This is a genomic window from Microcystis sp. LE19-131.1A, from assembly GCF_027532015.1.
Classification (GTDB): Bacteria; Cyanobacteriota; Cyanobacteriia; order Cyanobacteriales; family Microcystaceae; genus Microcystis; species Microcystis ichthyoblabe_A.
In genome coordinates this window covers 1-4,086 of record NZ_JAPZSS010000209.1, presented here as the reverse complement: position 1 = coordinate 4,086, position 4,086 = coordinate 1, and the positions used below count along the sequence as shown (strand labels likewise).

Here is a 4,086-nt window from a genome sequence, read left to right as displayed (position 1 = left end):
AGCTACAGGCTCGCGAATACCGTCGATATCTACGGGAGGAGCGGCGATAAAGGCGATGATGAAGCAGGTGGTGGCGGTGAGCAGGGTGGGGATCATGATCACACCGAACCAGCCGACATAAAGACGGTTGTTGGTGCTGGTGATCCACTGACAGAACTGCTCCCACAGGGAAGCGCTCTCGCGCTGTTGTAGAGTTGTAGTCATGGTTGGATAATTTCTGTATGTATTAGGTTGTCAAGGTTCGTTGTTTGACATGAGTTAATACTATCGGCTTTTTATAGTTATGTAAAGGGGTTTTAAGAAATGTTTTTTTATCAATGTCATAACTTTTACTTATATAATTGATGTTCAGGTAAACTAGAAGCAGACAAATTCTGCAAAAATAAGCGATGATACCCGAAATTACTGCAAAACTATTGGAAGCGAAGAAGGAAAAAGGACTGAGTTTCGCTGACCTAGAAGCGATTCTAGGACGAGATGAGGTGTGGATTGCCGCTGTTTTTTACCGGCAAGCGAGCGCCTCCCCAGAGGAAGCAACGAAAATTTTGGCAGCTTTGGGATTGGGACCGGCCTACATCCCCTCCTTAACCGAGTACCCTGTCAAGGGATTGGGTCCGGTTGTCCCCACCGACCCCCTGATTTATCGTTTCTACGAGATCATGCAGGTGTATGGAATGCCCCTAAAATCGGTGATTCATGAAAGATTCGGCGATGGTATTATGAGTGCGATCGATTTTACCCTCGACGTGGATAAGGAGGAAGACCCTAAAGGCGATCGCGTTAAAATTACCATGTCGGGTAAGTTTTTACCCTATAAGAAGTGGTGAGTCCGGCCAAAGTCAACGGTAAGGAATTTCTATTCCTTGCCGCTCTTGCTATTTTTCTTAACCAAACTTAACAATTGACGGCAAAATTTTGCTTGCTTTTTTTTTGCAGATTTTGAGAGAATTTAAAATAGATTCCAGCGCTCAATCGCCCAGGAGATATAATGACGATTCAACCTCAAGAAATTTTAGAAAAGCTTCAGTGGAGATACGCTGTCAAAAAATTTGACCCGTCTAAAAAAATTTCTGAAGCAGATTGGTTTATCTTAGAAGAAAGCTTGAGACTGGCTCCTTCTTCATATGGTTTGCAACCCTGGAAATTTATTGTCGTTCAAGATCCAAAAATTCGTGCGGCACTTACTCCGGTCAGTTGGAATCAAACTCAAGTAGAGGATTGCTCCCACTATGTGGTACTCGCTACTCTTACCAAAATTGAAGTAGCATATGTCGAGAAATTCGTTGCAAAAATAGCTCAAGTTCGAGAATTAGATGTCGCTTCTCTGGAGAATTATAAGAATCTGATGGTGTCAGATTTAGTTAATGGGCCACGCTCAGCAATTGTTCAATGGTGGTCTCAGCGACAGAGTTATATTGCGATGGGAATGCTGATGGAAACCGCCGCCTTGCTCGATATTGATGCTTGTCCACTAGAAGGAATCGAGCCAGCGGCTTATGATCGTATTCTGCAATTAGAAGGTAGCGGCTATGCAGCAGTAGCAGCAGTGGCTCTCGGCTATCGCTCCTTAGAAGACAAATATCAACTGTTGAAGAAAGTTCGCTTTGATTGCGATGATGTTATTGTCTGGCATTAGTACAATAAGACTATATCAGTTGAGGGATTGTTTATGAATCGAGGAAAACTGGTTGCGATCATTACTAGAGCGATTTCGATCGCAATCGCTTATTTAATTCTAGTGCAATTACTAGATTTTCGTGGAGAAATGATACCCGCTCCTCCACTCTTTTTGGGATTTTAGATTTTAGATTTTGGATTTTGGATTGCGAGTTTCCCTTGTTCCAAGGCAGAGCCTTGGAACACAATATCTAAGGCTCTGCCTTAAAATAGTATTCAGGTAGAACCTGGGAACGAGATCTTACTCATAACTGATAACTGATAACTGATAACTGCCTAACCTAAATCTCGGTCTTTAGTGACAGTAATTTCCTTAGATAAATGTCGATACCAAGTAAAATAGAGACCGATGGAAAGCAAAAGAAAAACCAAAGCCAAAATCTTCAAACTTTGCCACTGCTTGATGATTAAAACAATCCCCATCATAAAGAGGACTAATTGCCAAGGAACAGTGAGAAAAGCGGCGATGATATCCCGTTGATTTTCCGCTTTAATTTTTGCCTGTAGGTTAGGTTTAACACTTTGACGCACTTCTCCCCAAAAGCCAAAAGGTCGGGTAACATTATAGAAATTTTCCATAACTAAAATATCGGTGGGAGGAGTTAACAAAGTAGCGATAATACAGCCAGCTAAAGCGAACAAACTCGGCACAAGAAAGAGAATAAGTTCCTGATATTGACTGTGACGAAAGAAAGGTAAAATTATCGCTTGTGAGGCAATAGCCGCAATCATTCCTGCTAAAGTTCCCACGGCAAAACCATAACCATTAAAGCGCCACCAATACCAACGTAATAGGAGAGGAACTGCTAATCCTACCCCTAATCCCGTGGTTAACCAACCCCAAATATCATTGACATTTTCGATATTAAAACTCAAAACTAAGCCAATTACGACCACAAAAACCGAGGCCAGACGACCTTGAAAAACTAACTCCTGTTCTCCCGCATTTGGTTTCAAAAAAGCTTGATAGATATCTTTGACCCAATAGGCGGCACTAGCGTTGATAACTGCGTTAAAAGTGGACATAGCCGCCGCTAAAAAAGCAGCAATTAATAACCCTTTCATCCCCACCGGAATGTATTGAGTAATCACCGTGGCCAGAATTCTTTCTGGATCTGTAATCGTGCCTTCGGTTAAACCGTAGTGAATACCTAAAACCGCAAAAGCTGTGACTAGAGGCCAACGGAAAGAAAGCAGAATAATCCAGAATAAAGATAATAAACCGGCATCTCGATCGCTTTTGGCCGCTAGGTATCGCTGTAACATATAACCACCGCTGCCGCTGCAACCTTCGATGATGGTTTTAACTAAATAAAAGAAAATCACCCCACCAAACAAATTAAAGATGGCATAATCTCCGGGTAAATCCAAAGTCATCGAAGGGAAAATACTAGACCAGTCGCTTAAATTCCAAGTTTTTGGCTCTGCTGCCCCCGGAATTGCTACCGTGAAACTATCGGGAAGATTAACAGTAAAAAAGGCCACTGTCGATACATAAATGACCGCCACAAAAATCAGAAACCCTTGAAATAAATCGGTAATTACCCCACCATAGAAACCACTGGCCACCGTATAAATCAAGGTTAGAAGAATTAATATCACCGAAGCAAGACGGTCATCCATACCCAGAAACTGCCCTAAAAATTTCCCCCCCGCAACGGAGAAATAACTCATCGCACCGATAGAGAATAAGAGAGTGGCGACGGCGCTAATAATTCGGGCAAAATTACCCTGTTTTCCCGGTCCAAAGCGAAATTGCATCCATTCCGCCATGGTCATAACTTTGGCCCGGCGATTCCATTTGCCCATAAAAGCCATGAGAAAGGCCATAATTAGGACAACACCGCCGCGGATTTCGATAAATAGTCCTTTGGGTCCGACGGCGTAAATTAGGGCAGAAATGACCATAGTTCCCGCTAAATCGGTGTTAGCCGCCATTCCCGACACCCCTAACATCCACCAGGGCAAATTGCGATTACCCAAAAAGTAGGATTCTAGACCTTGAGAAGCTTTTTTCTCGGCGATAATCCCGATTATTAGGGTTGCTGCCAGATAAAGCAGGATAATTACATAATCAATTAACTGCATAGTTGAGATTAATTTAACTTTCGATCGTTATAGCATCAATTGACTACGATTTCTGGCTAACGGTTTCTTTTTCTAAGATTTGCACCCGTTGCTCTAGCTTTTTTAAATCTTCCTTTAGTTCAATTACTAAAGTGGCTAAACGCTGGAACAGTGGGTCACTTTCCCCGACTACTTCCCCATTTACTAGACCTCCTGCAAAAGTCTTATTCAGCTACTTGATTATAGCCTAAAGCAAGTTCGTAGTTGTAAATGCCAGCGATTAAATTAAATCTCAGACCAAAACGTCGTCTCCGATTCCTGTATCTTGATGATAAAATTCTA

3 protein-coding genes and 2 pseudogenes are annotated in these 4,086 nt (G+C 42.3%); 2 read left to right on the top strand and 3 right to left on the bottom strand.

Going from position 1 to position 4,086, the window contains the following annotated elements:
* Positions 1 to 204 (bottom strand): annotated as a pseudogene (locus tag O9323_RS15500) (photosystem II q(b) protein); the annotation flags it as partial.
* A 185-nt stretch (positions 205 to 389) separates the two neighbouring features.
* Between O9323_RS15500 and cynS the strand changes: the two are divergent.
* Together cynS and O9323_RS15490 are read left to right on the top strand one after the other, a co-directional pair.
* Entirely contained in the window at positions 390 to 827 is a 438-nt protein-coding gene (cynS, locus tag O9323_RS15495; protein WP_002750832.1) for a cyanase, read from the top strand.
* A 161-nt stretch (positions 828 to 988) separates the two neighbouring features.
* A complete protein-coding gene (locus tag O9323_RS15490) occupies positions 989 to 1,636 on the top strand; it encodes an NAD(P)H-dependent oxidoreductase (protein ID WP_002750834.1) in 648 nt (215 codons plus the stop codon).
* Between the two features lie 317 nt (positions 1,637 to 1,953).
* On the opposite strand, the gene O9323_RS15485 is transcribed toward O9323_RS15490, so the two are convergent.
* Positions 1,954 to 3,765: a sodium:solute symporter family protein gene (locus O9323_RS15485; protein WP_002750836.1), complete on the bottom strand. Its 1,812-nt coding sequence runs from the start codon at positions 3,763 to 3,765 to the stop codon at positions 1,954 to 1,956.
* Between the two features lie 203 nt (positions 3,766 to 3,968).
* A pseudogene (locus tag O9323_RS15480) lies at positions 3,969 to 4,086 on the bottom strand (IS5/IS1182 family transposase); the annotation flags it as partial.

Bases quoted from the DNA above. Each gene is read 5' to 3' on its own strand.
- O9323_RS15490 (WP_002750834.1), top strand. From the start codon at position 989: ATGACGATTCAACCTCAAGAAATTTTAGAAAAGCTTCAGTGGAGATAC.
- O9323_RS15485 (WP_002750836.1), bottom strand. From the start codon at position 3,765: ATGCAGTTAATTGATTATGTAATTATCCTGCTTTATCTGGCAGCAACC.
- cynS (WP_002750832.1), top strand. From the start codon at position 390: ATGATACCCGAAATTACTGCAAAACTATTGGAAGCGAAGAAGGAAAAA.